This is a genomic window from Bacillus sp. FSL K6-2819 (assembly GCF_038008305.1).
GTDB lineage: Bacteria > Bacillota > Bacilli > Bacillales > Bacillaceae > Bacillus > Bacillus amyloliquefaciens.
This window is the reverse complement of the sequence record NZ_JBBOYV010000001.1, coordinates 1,621,715-1,638,523: the sequence shown is the minus strand read 5'-3', so window position 1 is coordinate 1,638,523 and position 16,809 is coordinate 1,621,715. Positions and strand designations below refer to the sequence as shown.

Sequence of the window (16,809 nt, the reverse complement as noted above, 5' to 3'; positions counted from 1 at the left end):
GTTATTCCTCTTTTCCTGTCAGACTCGTCAATGCCGCAATACTATTTTCCAATTGAGCGGGTTCTTCCGTTCCTTGTTTTAAAAATTGAATAAGCTGCGGATAAAACTGAATCGCTTCATCAATTTCTCTCGATGACCCTCTTTTGTAAGCTCCGATATTAATGAGATCTTCAGAGTTTTGATAAGTTGACAGAAGATCGCGGAATTTGTTGGCCGCCTTTATATGGGCTGGGTCTGAAATATTAGACATGACCCTGCTGATGCTTTTCAGAATATTCACCGCCGGGAACTGCCCTTTGTTGGCAAGCGCCCGATCGAGAACGATGTGTCCGTCTAATATTCCGCGCACCGTATCGGCAATCGGTTCGTTCATATCGTCTCCGTCAACGAGAACGGTATAAAAAGCTGTTATCGTCCCTTGTTCATTCGCACCCGTTCTTTCTAGCAAACGGGGTAAAATAGCGAACACAGAAGGTGTATATCCTTTTGTTGTCGGCGGTTCACCCGCTGCCAGCCCTATTTCCCGCTGGGCCATCGCGACCCTCGTGACGGAGTCCATCATGAACATGACATTCCGGCCTTTATCACGGAAATATTCCGCAATGGCGGTGGCCGTATATGCCGCTTTCAAGCGCATTAATGCGGGCTGATCAGAGGTCGCGACTACGACAATCGAACGTTTCAGGCCTTCTTCACCTAAATCCTTCTCGATAAATTCACGCACCTCGCGCCCCCGTTCGCCGACGAGTGCGATAATGTTTAAATCGGCTTCGGTCTGCTTTGCGATCATGCCCATCAAGGTGCTTTTTCCGACTCCGCTCCCGGCAAAAATTCCGATTCTCTGCCCTTTTCCCACTGTCAGCAGACTGTCAATCGACCTGACACCGACACCCATCTTTTCCCGTATCGGCGGCCGTTTCATCGGGTTTGGCGGCGGCTGTTCCGTCGAAACGGGAGACAAACCTTTCGGAAGCGCCCGGCCGTCAAGCGGTTCGCCGAACGCGTCGACAACTTGTCCGATTAAACCTGCGCCTACTTTGATGCGGAGCGACTCGCCAGTAGCCTCTACTATGCTGCCCGGTGCGATGCTGGCCGCTTCCAGATAAGGCATTAACAGAATGTTTTCATCCTGGAAGCCTACAACCTCAGCTTTAATTGCTTTTTTCGCATGGCCTTTCGGATAAATGAGACAAACATCTCCGATCGAGCTTTCGGGCCCTTTTGATTCAATCATCAGCCCGATGACACGCTTAACCTTGCCATAGCGTTTGTACGGATCGGCTGTTTCAATCGAGTCTATTAAATACTGTGTCTTCATTGCTCCGCTCCCGCCTCAAGCGCCGTTAAAAGCTTTTGTTTTAATTGCATCAGCTGGGTGTCTATACCGGCATCTACCCGACCGAACGGAGTTTCTATCGAGCACGTTCCCCTTGCAGCTTTTTCATCGGCATATAAGCTTAACCTGCATTCTTTGTATAACAGCTGCTGAATTTCGTCCATATGCTGATGAACCGTTTCATAATATTCAGGATCTACATAGATGGAGATGTCATCATAATCTTTCACTTCGGCTATTACCTGTTTGACCAGCAGAAGGAAAGCTTCTTTATCATCGCTTTTTTGCTGCCATACTTTTTTGGCGAGCGCAACGGAAAGCTCAATGATTTCTTCCTCAGCGCTTTCCAGTTTTTCCTCGACTGACTGTCTCGCCATTTCCGTAACCGCATTGGCGCGGCTGATGAGATTTGCGTATTGGGTTTCAGCCTCGGCTTTTCCCAAAGCCATGCCTTCTTGATAACCTTCTGCCTTTGCTTCTTCCATCAGTCTTTGTTTTTCTTCCGCCCAGCGGCTTTTCTCTTCTTCAATCTGCAGAAGAGTATACTCCAATTGATTTTTCGCTTCTTCAGACACCCGGTCGGCTTCGGCCTTGGCAAAAGCCATGAGAGCCTCAGGGTTTTCGGCTTTCTCCAGGTCAAACTGGGGATGCGTATTTCTGACTTCCTGCAAGGAAAGCTTACGACGTTTCTGTTCAGGAGAAAATGATGATTGCTGTTTAATGACATTAGACAATAATATCGTCTCCTCCGCCTCGCGCGATTACAATTTCACCGGCTTCTTCAAGCTTGCGGATGACGCCCACGATTCTTGATTGCGCCTCTTCCACATCACGCAAACGCACAGGCCCCATAATTTCCATTTCCTCTTTAAACGTTTCAACCATACGCTGTGACATATTGCTGAAGACGATCTCCTTGACTTCCTCGCTCGCAACCTTCAATGAAAGCAGAAGGTCGTCGTTTTCAACGTCCCTGATGACGCGCTGAATCGCACGGTTATCAAGGGTGACAATATCTTCAAAGACAAACATCCGTTTTTTGATTTCATCCGCCAATTCAGGATCTTGTATTTCTAATGAATCAAGGATTGTTTTCTCCGTTCCTCTGTCTACGCCGTTTAATACTTCAACAACGGCTTCTATGCCGCCGGTCTGCGTATAATCCTGCGTAAAGGAGGAGGACAGCTTTTGTTCAAGGACCCGCTCCACTTCATTGATGATTTCAGGAGACGTCCTGTCCATAACCGCAATCCTTCTTGCCACCTCAGCCTGAACGTCCGGGTTCAGCTCAGACAAAATTTGTCCGGCCTGCACCGGATCAAGGTAGGATAAAATCAGCGCCATCGTTTGCGGATGTTCCTGCTGAATGAAATTTAAAATCTGTTCGGGCTCCGCTTTTCTCGCAAAGTCAAACGGCTTTACCTGCAAAGAAGAGGTCAGCCTGTTTAAAATGCTTACCGCTTTGTCTTCTCCGAGCGCTTTTTCAAGCACTTGGCGGGCGTAATTTAAACCGCCTTGAGAAATATAGTCCTGAGCGATTGCGATATTATGAAATTCTTCAATGATTTCATCTTTTCTCTGATGATCGACGCTTCTGACTCCCGAAATCTCAAGTGTCAATCTTTCAATTTCTTCTTCAGACAAATGCTTGTAAACAGAGGCTGATACATCAAGACCTAAGGAAATCATGAGGATGGCTGCTTTTTGTTTTCCTGTAAGCTTGTTCTGATCACGTTTCGCCATTTTCCATTCCCCCTAATCCTCGTCCAGCCAGCTTCGAAGCAATTTTGCAAAGTCTTCCGGTTTTTCTTTAGCCATTTTTTCAAGCTGTTTTCGTCTGACTGTTTCTTCCGTTTCATTTTGCTCTTCGTTAATATCAGGCAATCGAACCGGCTCCGGCGGTGTTTCATATTCGTATTCTTCATACTCATCTTCTTGTGAGCGTTTCTTTCTGATGAGAAGAATAATAAGCAGAATAATGGCCGCAAGCAGTACGCCGCCTGTAATGTATACCCAGATCGGGAGACCTGATGAGTTTGCCGACGCAGTATTCGTGCTGACTTTTCCGTCAAACGGCTGAACCGATACGACGATTTTGTTGTTGATATCATTGTTCGTCAGTTTTTGATTTTGCGCCTCATTTTTATCAAGAGACGTTCTGACGACGGTTCCTAAAATCTTTTGAATATCAGCCTGTCTTTGAGCTGTTAAAGACGCGGCATTTTTCGGATTCGGCGGCTCCACCATGACCTGAATGCCTAAATCGCGCACTTTATATGGGCTTTCCGCAATTTCTTTATGAATGCGGTTGACTTCATAGTTGATTTTATTGCTGCTTTTTTCGTAGTCTCCGCTGTTTGAACCGCCGTTGGCCGCTGCATAGTTTGCGGTGTCATTGCTTCCCGTTCCGGCCGTGCCGCCGTTGGCTGCTCCGTCGCCTTTATACGTTTCCGCCACTTTTTCGGCGCTTATCGCTATGCCTTCCATGTTATCTTTATCGACAGGCTCGACGATGTCTTCAGTGCGTTTTTCTTTCGTAAAGTCAATATCAGCCGTAACGGATACAACGACTTTATCCTGCCCCATCATTGTGCCGAGCAGTGACTGAACATGTTTTTGAATGTCCTTTTCGACCTGCGACTTAATACCCTGCTGAGAAGCATAACTGTCAGAAACGGACCCTGCACCGCTGTCACTTTTGTCATAGTATGTAGAGTTTTGGTCCATTATGACGATATTATCTTCTTTTAAGTTCGGGACGCTTTTAGAAACAAGATGGTACAGCCCGTTGATCTGGCTTTGATCAAGTGAGTAGCCCGGTTTTATCTGCAAAACGATCGATGCGGATGCTTCCGGCTGATCTTCACCGACAAACACGGCTTCTTTCGGCATATTGATCATGACTTTCGAGCTTTTAATACCGTCCATTTCATTTATCAGGTTTGACAATTCAGTCTGAGTCGCATCAACCTTTAAAACGTCAAACTCATTATCTGTCAGGCCGAAGCCTGCATTTTTTCCGAAAAACGAATAATCAATTGATCCCGTTTTCGGCAGGCCTTCCGCGGCAAGCTGGACTTTAAGCGAATCCACTTGGCTCTCAGGAACCATAATGACCGTGCCGCCGTCTGCAAGTTCAGAAGACACTTTTTTCGTATCGAGCTCCTCTTTAATCTGCCCCGCTTCTTCCGCGGACAAATCTTTATAAAGAGGCACCATCTTTTCAGACGAAGTAAAAATAATAACGACGATGAGTAAAATTATGAATGCGGCCAAGCCGCTTACCATGAGTATCTTCTGTGTTTTTGATCTGTTATTCCAAAACGCTGACGTTTTGGTTTTCATTTGCATTAGAGTACGATTCATGTTAACCCCCGGTCATTCCAGTCATTCTCTTCAATCTGACCACTACATCTGCATTCTCATGATTTCCTGATAGGCTTCCACGGCTTTATTGCGGAATTCGGTAGCGGCCGTCAGAGAAATATTTGCTTTTTGGGCAGCGATCATGACCTCGTCAAGGTTTACATCCTTTCCTGCAGCCAGTTCGTTCGTTATTTGGTCAGATTTTACTTGTGACTCATTTAACGAATCAATTGAGTTTTTTAAAAGCTCCGAAAAGCTTGTTTGGTTTGAAGAATCAGTTTTTTGCGTTTGGTTTAATTGATTCGTTACGTTTTGAGTGTTTTGCGTTTGTTGAAGCTGAAAAGGAGTAATAGCGTTAACCACTTACATCACCTTACTTTCCGATTTCTAAAGCCTTTAAAAGCATGCCTTTGGAGGCGTTCAATGCCGTCACGTTTGCTTCATATGATCTCGTGCTGCTGACAAGATCCACCATTTCCTTTAATGGGTCTACATTTGGTTTTTGTACATATCCGTCTTTATTCGCATCCGGATTTTCCGGGTCGTAAACAAGATTAAAAGCGGATGGGTCTTCCGTAACCGCGGATACTTTTACGCCATTTCCCGCGCTTCCGATTCCGTTCATCTTGGAATTTAAAAGGGACGAAAATGATTCGCCTCCGGATTGGAGAGATACGAGCTTTCTTCTGTAAGGCACCCACTCGCCATTTACCTGCTTCGCTCTCGTTGTATCCATATTGGCCAGATTGGACGATACGACGTCCATCCGGACACGCTGTGCGGTTAAAGCAGAGCCGGAAATATTTAAGCTTTGAAAGCCACTCATTATTTTCCTCCTGTCAAGACGGTTTTCAGGGAATTGAATTTGCCGCTCATTCTTTCAACCAAAGCCTGATAATTAATTTGGTTTTCGGCTAAATCTGTCATTTCTTTGTCTATATCCACATTGTTTCCGTTTTGCTGGTACGATGTATCACCGCTGGACACAATGGAATAATCGGCCCCCGAATCCGTAAAGTCAACGTGCCGATAGTCGGTTTTTACAGCCTCAAGATTAGATGTTTCCTGATCTAACAAATTTCGGAAAGAGACTTTTTTTGCCTTATAGTTCGGTGTATCTATATTGGCGATATTGTTAGTTATGACTTTTTGCTTAATGTCCGCTCTCCCCAAGGCATTCTCAAGATTTTGTATAGTTCCAGAAAATAAGTCCAAATCCACTTACCTCCATTTCAGATATTTTTCTCCTAAAAATCCTTGTCGATAATTGTAAAACCATATGCTTATTGTAAGAAATAACAGGCTTAAAGTCTATGAAGTTAGGCTAAAAAAAAGTGCTCAATTATATCTATTTTGTAAGTAGGTATTAAGTCCTAGAGTATTTGTACTACAAGCATTTGTTTAATATAAGACTGAAAATAGCTCAATTTCTGTATTTTCCCCTTTTTTCACACAGCAAGATGGATTATCTCAGATCAGATTCCAATAATCAACTTTAAATTGCAACTTTTCACCCATTGTTCATAAAAAAAGCAGGACCCCCATTTTCAGGGGATCCTGCTTTTGGTTTAATGTGATTTAAGATTTTCCAATTCAATAAGGAATTTGTTGTTCAGAACTTTAATGTAAGTTCCCTTCATTCCCAGTGATCTGGATTCAATGACGCCGGCGCTTTCCAGCTTTCTCAGCGCGTTAACGATTACTGAACGCGTAATGCCCACACGGTCCGCAATCTTACTTGCCACAAGCAAGCCTTCGTTTCCGTCAAGTTCTTCAAAGATATGCTCAATCGCTTCAAGTTCACTGTAAGACAGAGAACTGATCGCCATTTGAACGACTGCTTTGCTTCGTGCTTCTTCTTCGATTTCTTCCGCTTTTTCTCTTAAAATCTCCATTCCTACAACGGTTGCTCCGTATTCAGCAAGAATGAGATCATCATCTTCAAATTGATCCTGCAGACGGGACAGAATCAATGTGCCCAGACGCTCGCCTCCGCCGATAATCGGGACAATCGTCGTTAAGCCTGCCTGGAACAGGTCTCTGTTTTCAACAGGAAATGCCGTGTATTCACTGTTGATATCAAGGTTTGAAGACGTCTCCGGAACGTTGAACAGATTTTTCGTGTACTCTTCCGGGAACTGGCGGTCTTCCAGCATTTTTTTCATGCGGTCATTTTCGATCTGCTGATTAATAGAGTAGCCTAAAAGCTTTCCTCTGCGGCTGACGACGAAAATATTAGAATCAATGACGTCACGAAGCGTTTCAGCCATTTCTTTAAAGTTTACGGGTTTGCCTGCCGCAGCCTGCAACATGCTGTTAATAATTCGTGTTTTTTGTAGTAAAGCCATGTTAAATAATCCTCCTAGAATTCCTCTTATTAAATTTTCACAATATAAATTGACTTAGATCTTTGTTGTTTGCAATCGTTCCGAGCTTTTCTTCAACGTATTGCGGCGTGATGGCGACTTTTTCCATCGTCACGTCCGGCGCTTCAAACGACAGGTCTTCCAACAGCCTTTCCAATATCGTGTGAAGCCTTCTCGCTCCGATGTTATCCGTATCCTGATTCACATGATAAGCCACTTCGGCGATCTTACGAATAGCTTCGTCAGAAAATTCAAGAGATATACCTTCTGTCTGCAATAAAGCCTGATATTGTTTTAACAGCGCGTTATCGGGTTCCACGAGAATCTTCACAAAATCATCCACCGTCAGCTTGCTCAATTCTACACGAATCGGAAAGCGGCCCTGCAGCTCCGGAATCAGATCGGACGGTTTGGCCATATGGAATGCTCCGGCGGCTATAAACAGCACGTGATCTGTTTTGACGGAGCCGTATTTCGTGACGACGGTAGAACCTTCGACAATCGGGAGGATATCCCTTTGCACACCCTCTCTCGATACATCGGCTGAGGAAGAAGCTCCTCCGTTTTTAGCAATCTTATCTATTTCGTCAATAAAGATGATGCCGCCCTCTTCAGCTCTTAACACAGCCTCCTGGCTGACTTCATCCATATCAATTAATTTGCCTGCCTCTTCATTGGTCAGAACCTTCCTAGCCTCTCTGACCGTCATTTTACGGCGCTTTTTCTTTTTGGGCACCAGATTGCTCAGCGCATCCTGCATATTCATGCCCATCTGCTCCATACCCGAGCCTTGCAGCATGTCAAACATCGACGGCTGCTGCTCTTCCACCTCTACGGAAACGTAATGGTCTTCGAGCTCTCCCAATGCGAGCTGATGCGCCATGCGTTTTCTTTTTTCTTCAAGACTAGCTTCTTCCTGCTGATCGGCTTCATCATCGTTTGTCGGCTGGCCTCCCCCGAAAAGCATTTCAAACGGGTTTTTCACTCCCGCTTGTTTTTTCTTTCCCGGTACGAGAAGCCGCACAATACGTTTGTTTGCATTTTCTTCAGCCTGTTCTTTTACTTCGCTGATTTTTTCTTCTTTAATGAGCCGCACTGATGTCTCAACGAGGTCTCTGACCATTGATTCGACATCTCTGCCTACATAGCCGACTTCTGTAAATTTTGTCGCTTCAATTTTTATAAATGGCGCACCGGTAAGCTTGGCGATCCGTCTGGCGATCTCTGTTTTCCCCACCCCGGTCGGGCCCATCATCAGAATGTTTTTGGGAACGATCTCATCTCTCAGTTTTTCATCAAGAAGACTTCTGCGATAGCGGTTTCTTAATGCCACGGCGACAGCTTTTTTCGCATCCTGCTGTCCTACAATGTATTGATCCAACCGATCTACAATTTGTCTCGGTGTTAACGGTTTGTTTTCCATGCGCCTCAAGTCCTTTCTATTCAAGTTCTTCCAAAATGATCTGATCGTTTGTGTACACACAAATCTCGCCCGCGATTTTCAAAGCGGCATGTGCAATATCTTTGGCGGACAGGTTCTCTCCGGCATAGGTTTTCAGCGCTCTTCCTGCTGACAGGGCGTAGTTTCCGCCGGAGCCGATCGCCATAATGCCGTCATCCGGCTCAATCACTTCACCTGTTCCCGATACGAGAAGCAAGGTATCCTGGTTCATGACAATCAGCATGGCTTCCAGCTTGCGCAGCACTTTATCGCTGCGCCATTCTTTCGCAAGCTCAACCGACGCACGTTTTAAATTGCCGTTGTATTCTTCAAGCTTCGCCTCAAACATTTCAAAAAGTGTGAAAGCGTCTGCAACAGATCCTGCAAAGCCGGCAAGAACCTTTCCGTTAAACAGCTTTCTCACTTTTCTGGCAGTATGCTTCATGACTACAGCCTGACCGAATGTGACCTGGCCGTCTCCTGACATAGCGCTTTTTCCTTTATGCTGGACGGCAAAAATCGTTGTCGCATGAAAAGATGACATGAGAAGGGCCTCCTTTTAATTTTCTTTAAAAGCTCTCGGATGGTGGGACATATATGTGTTTCTCAGCATTTCCTTCGATACATGCGTGTATATCTGTGTAGAAGACAGATTGGAATGGCCCAGAAGTTCCTGAACGCTTCTTAAATCAGCCCCTTCATTCAGCAGATGGGTCGCAAACGTGTGCCGAAGCATATGCGGGTGTATATGTAAAGTGCCGGATGCCTTTTTTACAAGCCCGCTTAAAATATACCGGATTCCTCTGGCGGTAAGCGGACCGCCTCTTTGATTGACAAACAGCACATCATGAGGCTCTTTTGCTTTTTCAAGCAGGCACTGTCTGCCGCTGTTGATATACAGCTCCAGCGCATCACGGGCATATGAGCCGAACGGGATGTAGCGCTGCTTCCTGCCTTTCCCGTGAACGAGCACCGTATCCATGAACAGGTCAAGATCACTGACAGTGAGCGTACAGCACTCACTGACCCTCATTCCGGTCGCATAAAGAAGCTCAAGCAAGGCCTGATCGCGCATCCCTGACGGCTGACTTCTGTCTGAAACAGCGAATAGTTCCTCAAGTTCTTTTTCATAAAGAAACTTCGGAATCCGTTTCTCTTGTTTCGGCAGATGAACAAGCTGAAACGGATTCTCTTCAACAAGCTTTTCCCTCATTAAAAATTTATAGAAGCTTCTCAAAGCTGAAATTTTCTTGCTGATTGTTTTTCTTGACAGGCCTTTTTCATAAGCTTCTGTCAAAAATATTCTCACATCATGATATGCAGCTTCATTCAATCCATTTATATTTTGAGCATGCAGAAACATCCCAAATTCTTCAATCGAATTAACATAATTCACAATAGTATATTGTGAATAATTTTTTTCAATTTGTAAATATTCAACGAATAACTTTAAAAAAAAGTTAACATTCTCAGCCATTATGAAGACCTCCCTCTCCGAAGGGCTTTTAAATGGTATCATATTATGCATTGAAGTTGCAATGAAAAGCTATATCGTTTTCGAAATAGTTTGAATAGTCTCAATTGCGCGTTTAGCGTATTCTTCGTTTCGTTCTTTTTTGTTTTTAATTTTAACAGGCAATTCTTTTAATAAGCCGAAGTTTGCATTCATCGGCTGGAAGTTCTTCTGGTTTGTCGTCGTAATGTAGTGAGCCATGCTTCCGATCGCCGTCTCCTGCGGGAATGTCACAAGGTCCTGACCGAGAACAAGTTTGGCCGCATTGATTCCCGCTACAAGACCTGACGCAGCAGATTCAACATAACCCTCTACGCCGGTCATTTGGCCCGCGAAAAACAGGTCGTTCCGCTGTTTAAATTGATATGTCGGATTCAAGAGGCTCGGCGAGTTGATAAATGTGTTTCTGTGCATAACGCCGTATCTGACGATGTCAACATTTTCAAGGCCCGGGATCAGTTTAAGCACTTCTTTTTGATCTCCCCATTTTAAATGTGTCTGAAAACCTACAATATTATAAAGCGTTCCCGCCGCGTCGTCCTGTCTGAGCTGAACGACTGCATAAGGCCGCTTGCCTGTTTTAGGATCTTCCAGTCCGACCGGTTTCATCGGTCCGAACAGCATCGTTTTCTTGCCTCTTTTCGCCATGACTTCAATCGGCATGCAGCCTTCAAAGAAGATTTCTTTCTCGAATTCTTTTAACGGAACCGTCTCAGCCGTCGTCAGCGCTTCATGGAAACGGTCAAACTCTTCCTCAGTCATCGGGCAGTTTAAGTATGCCGCTTCTCCCTTGTCATAACGGGATTTTAAGTACACTTTATCCATATCAAGGCTGTCTTTTTCAACAATCGGCGCCGCCGCGTCATAAAAATACAGATATTCTTCTCCTGTGAGCTCTTTCAGCTGCTGTGAAAGCGATTCTGACGTAAGCGGACCGGTCGCGATAACTGTCGGGCCTTCCGGAATCTCAGTTACTTCCTCGTGAAGAACCGTTACGTTCGGATGGTTTTTCACAAGATCCGTCACGCTTTGCGCAAATTCATGGCGGTCAACGGCAAGCGCTCCCCCTGCCGGAACCGAGCACTTATCAGCAGATTGAATGATTGCTGAGTCAAGCGCCCGCATTTCTTCTTTTAATACGCCTACCGCATTGGCGAGCGTATTTGAACGCAATGAGTTGCTGCATACCAGTTCCGCGAATTTGTCAGTATGATGGGCTGCCGTCTGCTTTACGGGCCGCATTTCATATAGCTTTACTTGAATTCCTCGTTTTGCAAGCTGCCATGCCGCTTCACTTCCGGCTAGGCCCGCTCCGATTACATTTACTGTTTGCTGGTTCATTTCTTTTCATCTCCTGTTGTTTGTCCCTTCCACACAAAGAAGGTGAGCAAGGCTCTGCTCACCGCTACTTCTGTGGTTCTTCCTTATAATCGCATTCGACGCATTGGACTTGTATGCCTTTTTTAAGCTTTTTCTCTACGAGCATATTTTCACATTTCGGGCATTTTCGTTCAATCGGTTTGTCCCAAGATACGAAGTCGCATTCTGGATAACGGTCACAGCCGTAAAAAACGCGTTTCTTTTTTGATTTTCGTTCGACAATGTTTCCTTCATGGCATTTAGGACATTTAACGCCGATTTGTTTGACTATCGGCTTGGTATTCCGGCAGTCAGGGAAGTTGGAGCACGCCATGAATTTCCCGTACCGGCCCATTTTGTAAACCATCCGGGAGCCGCATAACTCACAATCTTCATCCGCGTATTCAGGTTCAATTTCCACTTCTTTCATTTCGGCTTCCGCTTTTTTCACGCGCTTTTCAAAGTCGGTATAGAAGCTGTCAATGATTTGAACCCATTCTGTCTCGCCGTCTTCAACATGGTCAAGATCTCTTTCCATTTTTGCCGTGAATTCAACGTTTATGATTTCCGGGAAAAACTCCATGATCAGATCCAGCACGATCTGCCCTAGCTCAGTCGGCACAAACCGTTTATTGTCTAGTGCCACGTAACCGCGGCGCTGGATGGTGTCAAGAGTCGGCGCATACGTTGAAGGACGGCCGATACCCAGTTCTTCAAGGGTTTTAACCAAGCGCGCCTCTGTGTAACGCGGAGGCGGCTGAGTAAAGTGCTGCTCAGGCTCAATATCTTTGGATAAAACCGTGTCTCCCTCTTTAAGGTCCGGAAGCATGCGGTCTTTTTCTTCCAGCTGATCGTCTTTACCCTCTACATAGACTTTCATGAAGCCGGCGAATTTGACTTTACTGCCGTTTGCCCGGAATGTCAATCCGTTATTGCTGAGATCAACACTCATCGTATCCAGAACGGCTGGCGCCATCTGACTTGCAACAAAGCGCTCCCAAATCAGCTTGTATAATCTGAGCTGGTCTCTTCCAAGCACCGCTTTTAACTCGGCAGGTTTTCTGAGTACTGAAGTCGGACGGATCGCTTCGTGGGCATCTTGTGCGTTTTCATTTTTCTTTGCCGCTTTCCGTTTTCCCGCTAAGTACTCTTTTCCGTATGCCTGATCAATAAAAGCTGACGCTTCTTCAACGGCTGTGTTGGAAATCCGCGTTGAGTCCGTTCTCATATACGTGATGAGCCCGACTGTTCCTTCTTTGCCGAGATCAATTCCTTCATATAACTGCTGAGCGATCATCATCGTTTTCTTCGCTCTGAAATTCAGTTTCCTTGCAGCCTCCTGCTGCAGGGTGGACGTTGTAAACGGCAGAGCGGGATTTCGTTTACGTTCTTTTTTCGTAACCTTGTCTACCGTATACTTATTGCCTTTCAGCTCAGCAAGAACAGCTTTCACGTCTTCTTCGCTTTTTAAAGGAAGCTTTTTGCCGTTTTTTCCGAAAAAGCCGGCTTCAAACGTCTCTTTTCCTTTTAAAAATGAGCCGGTAATCGTCCAGTACTCTTCAGGTTTAAAGTCGTTGATTTCCTTTTCCCGGTCGATGATCAGCCGGAGCGCAACGGATTGCACACGGCCCGCACTGAGGCCTTTTTTTACTTTTTTCCAAAGAATCGGACTGATTTTGTATCCGACGAGTCTGTCTAATATGCGGCGCGCCTGCTGCGCATCGACAAGATCCATATTGATCATGCGCGGATGTTTAAATGATTCTTTAATGGCGTCTTTTGTTATTTCATTAAAGACGACCCGGCAGTCCGAGCTTAGATCCAGATCAAGGCTGTGCGCGAGATGCCATGCAATCGCTTCCCCTTCTCTGTCGGGGTCGGCCGCGAGATAGACTTTTTTTGCTTTCTTGGCCGCTGTTTTTAATTCTTTTAAAACAGGGCCTTTCCCGCGGATCGTAATATATTTCGGTTCAAAGTTCTGTTCGATGTCAACTCCCATTTGACTTTTTGGAAGATCCCGGACATGTCCCATTGAAGCTTTGACTTTATATTTTTTCCCTAAATAACGTTCAATCGTTTTCGCCTTTGCCGGCGATTCCACGATGACTAGATAATCAGACATTTTCATCCCCCTCAAGAGGTGTTCTCTCTCTTTTCAAGTATCAATTCATTTTAGAGCTGCCTTTTTATGGCTTTCAACATTTCATTCTTTATGATGAACGTCATTTTATACATGAAAATAATGTGCAACTTTAAATCCTCACTATTATTAAATATTACAATACCGTTTGTCAAACGATATTTCAAAAGGGTTCCGTATACTGAACGCCTCGGGCGGTCAGCTCTCCGTCAATATCCTCTGCGCATAATACCGCTTTCGCCCCTTCTTGAATGAGTTTTATAGGTCCTCCGGAATATGGATTAAAAATGGAACCGGGAACGGCAAATACCTCTCTCCCTTGATCAAGGGCTTGATAAGCCGTGATTAATGAACCGCTTTTTTCTTTTCCCTGCACAACTACAATTCCTTCACTTAATCCGCTGATTATGCGGTTTCTCATCGGAAAATGCCACTTTTTCGGCTTTGTTTCAGGAGGATGTTCTGAGAGTAGGAGATGATGTTCAGCCATATATTCTGCTAACAGGAGATTTTCCCGGGGATAGATATGATGGAATCCGCCGGCTATTACGCCGATCGTAAGCCCTTTTGCCCTGATGCTCGCCTTATGAGACAATCCGTCTATGCCGGATGCCAGCCCGCTTACTATGACCCAGCCTTTTTTTGAGAGTTCAGCGGTAAGATGCCCAACCGCTTTTATTCCGTCTTCCGTCGGTTTCCGCGTTCCTACAATCCCTATTTTTCTGCCTTTTTCAAGAAGTGACGTATGCCCTTTTGCAAACAAGACAGCCGGCGGATCATAAATTGTTTTAAGCCATGAAGGATAGCGGCTTGATGAAATCGGGATGACAGTACTGCCTTCTCGGCGGTAATCGGACAGAACTTTATCAAGTTCCGGTTCCTTGCGCTCTATTTCTCGAAAAATTGCTTTCGGAGCTGTTTTCCCTTCTGACAAAACAGTTAATGGATGCGGATCTCGTAAAAAAGACAGAGAGTGATCAGCTTTCCACCATTTTAATAGAAGAGACGGGGAAATGATTTGATTGATACTGCAGACCATTAAACAGCGCGACGCTTGATCCAAATCTGGCAACCTCCTCTTTTGTACAGCAAAAACAGGAACAGCCGTTACGGCTGCCCCTGCTTTGATCAGTGAGTTTTGCACGTTTCAAATAAGCCTTTTTCTTTCAACACCTTAATCAGTGTTTCACCCATTACAGAAGGGGTTTCCGCCACTTCAATCCCGCAGGCGTTCATCGTTTTGACTTTTTCTTCTGCCGTGCCTTTTCCTCCGGAGATGATGGCGCCCGCATGGCCCATGCGTTTTCCAGGAGGGGCAGTTTTACCGCCGATAAAGCCGACAACAGGCTTTGTCATGTTCGCTTTCACCCACTCAGCCGCTTCCTCTTCAGCTGTGCCGCCGATTTCTCCGATCATGATGACGGCGTGTGTTTCAGGATCTTCATTGAATGCTTTTAACACGTCAATAAAGTTCGTGCCGTTGACCGGGTCGCCGCCGATACCTACAGCGGTAGATTGGCCTACGCCGGCTTCTGAAAGCTGATGGACAGCCTCGTATGTCAATGTTCCTGAACGGGATACAACGCCTACATGCCCCTTCTTATGAATGTATCCCGGCATAATGCCGATCTTACATTCTTCAGGCGTAATAACACCCGGGCAGTTCGGCCCTATTAATCTCGTTTTCTTGCCTTCCATAAAGCGTTTCACTTTCACCATGTCCAAAACCGGAATGTGCTCAGTGATACAAATGACAAGATCAATTTCCGCGTCAACCGCTTCCATAATTGCGTCTGCCGCAAACGGAGCCGGCACATAAATGACTGACGCATCAGCGCCCGTTGTGTGAACCGCTTCTGCGACCGTATTGAATACCGGCACGCCTTCCGCTTCAGTTCCGCCTTTTCCAGGTGTTACACCGCCAACGATATTCGTGCCGTATTCCAGCATCTGCTTTGTATGAAATAAAGCGGTAGAACCTGTAATCCCCTGTACAATAACTCTTGTATCTTTATTGATAAAAACACTCATTATCTGGTCCCCTGCCTTTCATTCTTTCCTAAACTAAGGATACGATTTTCTGCGCGCCGTCTGCCATTGATTCCGCAGATGTGATATTTAAGCCTGATTCATTCAGGATTTTCTTTCCTAAATCTACGTTTGTCCCTTCAAGGCGCACGACCAGCGGCAATGTCAATCCGACTTGTCTCGTCGCTTCAACAACGCCTTCGGCAATGACATCACACTTCATGATGCCGCCGAAAATATTAACGAAAATTCCTTTTACGTTTTGATCGGAAAGAATGATTTTAAAAGCTTCCGTAACTTTTTCAGCGGTTGCGCCGCCCCCGACATCCAGGAAGTTTGCAGGTTCTCCGCCGTAGTGTTTAATGATATCCATTGTAGACATTGCAAGACCCGCGCCGTTTACCATACAGCCGATATTTCCATCAAGGGAAATGTAGCTTAAATCGTATTTTGAGGCTTCGATTTCTTTCGGATCTTCTTCATCTAAATCTCTGTATTCCATAATGTCTTTTTGTCTGTATAACGCATTACTGTCGAAGTTCAGCTTAGCATCAAGCGCCATGACGTTTCCGTCTCCCGTGACGACGAGAGGGTTGATCTCGGCGATGGAGCAGTCCTTCTCAACAAATGCTTTATATAGTCCGAGCATAAATTTAGCGGCTTTGCCGACAAGCTCTTTCGGGATGTTAATTGCGAATGCAATCTCCCTCGCTTGATAGCCCTGAAGGCCTACAGCCGGATCAATAACCGCTTTTTTAATTTTTTCAGGTGTTTTTTCCGCTACTTCTTCAATTTCCGTTCCGCCTTCTTCAGACGCCATTAAAACGATTCTTGAAGTGGCGCGGTCAAGTACAAGCCCGACGTAGTATTCCTTTTTAATATCGCAGCCTTCTTCAATAAGTAAGCGTTTTATTACTTGTCCGTCCGGACCCGTTTGATGTGTGACGAGCGTCTTGCCTAACAGTTCTTCGGCATACTCCTTCACTTCATCCGTTGTTTTTGCAATCTTTACCCCACCAGCTTTGCCGCGGCCGCCAGCATGGATTTGCGCCTTTACGACATAAACCGAGCTTGACAGGCTCTCTGCTTTTTCAACTGCTTCCTCTGCTGTAAAAGCCACTTTACCTTCAGGAACAGACACCCCGTATTTTCTGAGGACTTCTTTTCCCTGGTACTCATGGATATTCATTTCCCATCCTCCTAACTTATGTAGCAAAACTAAAAATAGACTGCGCTTTCATTCTATATAATACTGGAAGA

At 45.3% G+C, this 16,809-nt stretch carries 16 protein-coding genes; all 16 read right to left on the bottom strand.

Annotation, left to right across the window (positions count from 1 at the left end; all coding sequences use genetic code 11):
• Nucleotide 1: 1 nt before the first annotated feature.
• The 16 genes from fliI to sucC all read right to left on the bottom strand — a co-directional run bounded on the left by fliI (nt 2) and on the right by sucC (nt 16,738).
• Nucleotides 2-1,318 (bottom strand): flagellar protein export ATPase FliI, encoded by a 1,317-nt coding sequence (gene fliI / locus MHH91_RS08615; protein WP_013352258.1) that lies wholly within the window; start codon nt 1,316-1,318, stop codon nt 2-4.
• A complete protein-coding gene (gene fliH, locus MHH91_RS08610) occupies nt 1,315-2,070 on the bottom strand; it encodes a flagellar assembly protein FliH (RefSeq protein WP_013352257.1) in 756 nt (251 codons plus the stop codon). Before fliH ends, fliI begins: the two co-directional genes overlap by 4 nt.
• Nucleotides 2,063-3,079 (bottom strand): flagellar motor switch protein FliG, encoded by a 1,017-nt coding sequence (fliG, locus tag MHH91_RS08605; RefSeq protein ID WP_013352256.1) that lies wholly within the window; start codon nt 3,077-3,079, stop codon nt 2,063-2,065. Before fliG ends, fliH begins: the two co-directional genes overlap by 8 nt.
• Before the next feature lie 12 nt (nt 3,080-3,091).
• On the bottom strand, nt 3,092-4,702 hold the full coding sequence (fliF, locus tag MHH91_RS08600) for a flagellar basal-body MS-ring/collar protein FliF (protein ID WP_013352255.1): 1,611 nt from the start codon (nt 4,700-4,702) through the stop codon (nt 3,092-3,094).
• Nucleotides 4,703-4,744: 42 nt separating this feature from the next.
• A complete protein-coding gene (gene fliE / locus MHH91_RS08595) occupies nt 4,745-5,065 on the bottom strand; it encodes a flagellar hook-basal body complex protein FliE (RefSeq protein WP_007409777.1) in 321 nt (106 codons plus the stop codon).
• 10 nt (nt 5,066-5,075) lie between these two features.
• Nucleotides 5,076-5,528 (bottom strand): flagellar basal body rod protein FlgC, encoded by a 453-nt coding sequence (gene flgC, locus MHH91_RS08590; RefSeq protein WP_013352254.1) that lies wholly within the window; start codon nt 5,526-5,528, stop codon nt 5,076-5,078.
• Nucleotides 5,528-5,917, bottom strand: a complete 390-nt coding sequence (flgB, locus tag MHH91_RS08585; protein WP_013352253.1) for a flagellar basal body rod protein FlgB — start codon at nt 5,915-5,917, stop codon at nt 5,528-5,530. Before flgB ends, flgC begins: the two co-directional genes overlap by 1 nt.
• A 353-nt stretch (nt 5,918-6,270) precedes the next feature.
• Nucleotides 6,271-7,050 carry a GTP-sensing pleiotropic transcriptional regulator CodY gene (gene codY / locus MHH91_RS08580; protein WP_013352252.1) on the bottom strand — a complete coding sequence of 260 codons (780 nt, stop codon included), beginning with the start codon at nt 7,048-7,050 and terminating at the stop codon, nt 6,271-6,273.
• 37 nt (nt 7,051-7,087) lie between these two features.
• Complete coding sequence (gene hslU / locus MHH91_RS08575) at nt 7,088-8,491, bottom strand: HslU--HslV peptidase ATPase subunit (RefSeq protein ID WP_014470401.1); 1,404 nt, start codon at nt 8,489-8,491, stop codon at nt 7,088-7,090.
• A 16-nt stretch (nt 8,492-8,507) separates the two neighbouring features.
• Nucleotides 8,508-9,053, bottom strand: coding sequence for an ATP-dependent protease subunit HslV (gene hslV, locus MHH91_RS08570; RefSeq protein WP_013352250.1), 546 nt, complete (start codon nt 9,051-9,053; stop codon nt 8,508-8,510).
• Between the two features lie 15 nt (nt 9,054-9,068).
• Entirely contained in the window at nt 9,069-9,986 is a 918-nt protein-coding gene (gene xerC, locus MHH91_RS08565; protein ID WP_013352249.1) for a tyrosine recombinase XerC, read from the bottom strand.
• Nucleotides 9,987-10,055: 69 nt separating this feature from the next.
• A complete protein-coding gene (gene trmFO, locus MHH91_RS08560) occupies nt 10,056-11,363 on the bottom strand; it encodes an FADH(2)-oxidizing methylenetetrahydrofolate--tRNA-(uracil(54)-C(5))-methyltransferase TrmFO (RefSeq protein WP_013352248.1) in 1,308 nt (435 codons plus the stop codon).
• A 64-nt stretch (nt 11,364-11,427) separates the two neighbouring features.
• Nucleotides 11,428-13,503 carry a type I DNA topoisomerase gene (topA, locus tag MHH91_RS08555; protein WP_014470402.1) on the bottom strand — a complete coding sequence of 692 codons (2,076 nt, stop codon included), beginning with the start codon at nt 13,501-13,503 and terminating at the stop codon, nt 11,428-11,430.
• 181 nt (nt 13,504-13,684) lie between these two features.
• A complete protein-coding gene (gene dprA / locus MHH91_RS08550; RefSeq protein ID WP_013352246.1) occupies nt 13,685-14,584 on the bottom strand; it encodes a DNA-processing protein DprA in 900 nt (299 codons plus the stop codon).
• A 65-nt stretch (nt 14,585-14,649) separates the two neighbouring features.
• Nucleotides 14,650-15,552 carry a succinate--CoA ligase subunit alpha gene (sucD, locus tag MHH91_RS08545; RefSeq protein ID WP_003154281.1) on the bottom strand — a complete coding sequence of 301 codons (903 nt, stop codon included), beginning with the start codon at nt 15,550-15,552 and terminating at the stop codon, nt 14,650-14,652.
• A 28-nt stretch (nt 15,553-15,580) separates the two neighbouring features.
• Nucleotides 15,581-16,738 (bottom strand): ADP-forming succinate--CoA ligase subunit beta, encoded by a 1,158-nt coding sequence (gene sucC / locus MHH91_RS08540; RefSeq protein ID WP_013352244.1) that lies wholly within the window; start codon nt 16,736-16,738, stop codon nt 15,581-15,583.
• Between the last annotated feature and the right edge of the window lie 71 nt (nt 16,739-16,809).

Bases quoted from the DNA above. Each gene is read 5' to 3' on its own strand.
- fliI (WP_013352258.1), bottom strand. From the start codon at position 1,318: ATGAAGACACAGTATTTAATAGACTCGATTGAAACAGCCGATCCGTAC.
- fliG (WP_013352256.1), bottom strand. From the start codon at position 3,079: ATGGCGAAACGTGATCAGAACAAGCTTACAGGAAAACAAAAAGCAGCC.
- fliF (WP_013352255.1), bottom strand. From the start codon at position 4,702: ATGAATCGTACTCTAATGCAAATGAAAACCAAAACGTCAGCGTTTTGG.
- flgC (WP_013352254.1), bottom strand. From the start codon at position 5,528: ATGAGTGGCTTTCAAAGCTTAAATATTTCCGGCTCTGCTTTAACCGCA.
- codY (WP_013352252.1), bottom strand. From the start codon at position 7,050: ATGGCTTTACTACAAAAAACACGAATTATTAACAGCATGTTGCAGGCT.
- hslU (WP_014470401.1), bottom strand. From the start codon at position 8,491: ATGGAAAACAAACCGTTAACACCGAGACAAATTGTAGATCGGTTGGAT.
- hslV (WP_013352250.1), bottom strand. From the start codon at position 9,053: ATGTCATCTTTTCATGCGACAACGATTTTTGCCGTCCAGCATAAAGGA.
- xerC (WP_013352249.1), bottom strand. From the start codon at position 9,986: ATGGCTGAGAATGTTAACTTTTTTTTAAAGTTATTCGTTGAATATTTA.
- trmFO (WP_013352248.1), bottom strand. From the start codon at position 11,363: ATGAACCAGCAAACAGTAAATGTAATCGGAGCGGGCCTAGCCGGAAGT.
- topA (WP_014470402.1), bottom strand. From the start codon at position 13,503: ATGTCTGATTATCTAGTCATCGTGGAATCGCCGGCAAAGGCGAAAACG.
- sucD (WP_003154281.1), bottom strand. From the start codon at position 15,552: ATGAGTGTTTTTATCAATAAAGATACAAGAGTTATTGTACAGGGGATT.
- sucC (WP_013352244.1), bottom strand. From the start codon at position 16,738: ATGAATATCCATGAGTACCAGGGAAAAGAAGTCCTCAGAAAATACGGG.